The 966-nt window shown below is 66.0% G+C and carries 1 protein-coding gene; it reads left to right on the top strand.

The window, feature by feature from the left end; translation table 11 throughout:
* Positions 1 to 53: 53 nt before the first annotated feature.
* On the top strand, positions 54 to 966 hold a 913-nt coding region (locus DSX2_RS13140; RefSeq protein ID WP_020881573.1), incomplete at its 3' end, for a ribonucleotide reductase N-terminal alpha domain-containing protein.

The following is a 966-nucleotide window of genomic DNA, read 5'->3' on the forward strand; positions in this document are numbered from 1 at the left end:
CTCCGCGCGGCTGCGGCCGGGCATTTCTATTCCCCAAGGAGCCTCTTTCACTGATGAATTCCTCTACCTATCCCGCTGACCTGGTCGACATCGAACTCAACCGCAACGCCGAGGTGGTCCTCAAGAAGCGCTACCTGCGCAAGGGCCCCGAGGGCGAGATCCTCGAGGACTACAAGGCGCTCTTCTGGCGCGTGGCCTCGGCCATCGCCGGACAGGAGGAGCGCTACGAGAAGTCCCCCTACTCCGTGGAGGAGCTGGCGCGCGAGTTCTACGGCCTCATGACCTCCTGGCGCTTCCTGCCCAACTCGCCCACGCTCATGAACGCGGGCACCGAGCTCGGGCAGCTCGCCGCCTGCTTCGTGCTGCCGGTCAGCGACTCCATCGACGGCATCTTCGACGCCGTGAAGCACGCCGCCATGATCCACAAGTCCGGCGGCGGCACCGGCTTCTCCTTCTCCCGCCTGCGCCCCGAGGGCGCGCGCGTGGGCTCCACGGGCGGCGTGGCCTCCGGCCCCATCTCGTTCATGAAGATCTTCAACACCGCCACCGAGCAGATCAAGCAGGGCGGCACGCGGCGCGGGGCCAACATGGGCATCCTGCGCGTGGACCATCCGGACATCGTGCACTTCATCGAGTCCAAGGCGCGCGAGGGCGAGCTGAACAACTTCAACATCTCCGTGGCCCTCACCGAGCGCTTCATGCAGGCCGTGGAGAAGGACGAGGAGTACGACCTCGTCGCGCCCAACACCAAGGAAGTGATAAAGCGCCTGCGCGCCCGCGAGGTCTTCAACCTCCTGGTCAACAAGGCCTGGGAGTCCGGCGATCCGGGCATCATCTTCCTGGACCGCATCAACCGCGACAATCCGACCCCTGACCAGGGCGAGATCGAGTCCACCAACCCCTGCGGCGAGCAGCCCCTGCTGCCCTACGAGGCCTGCAACCTGGGCTCCATCAACCTCGCCCTGC

It is taken from the genome of Desulfovibrio sp. X2 (assembly GCF_000422205.1).
GTDB lineage: Bacteria > Desulfobacterota > Desulfovibrionia > Desulfovibrionales > Desulfovibrionaceae > Alkalidesulfovibrio.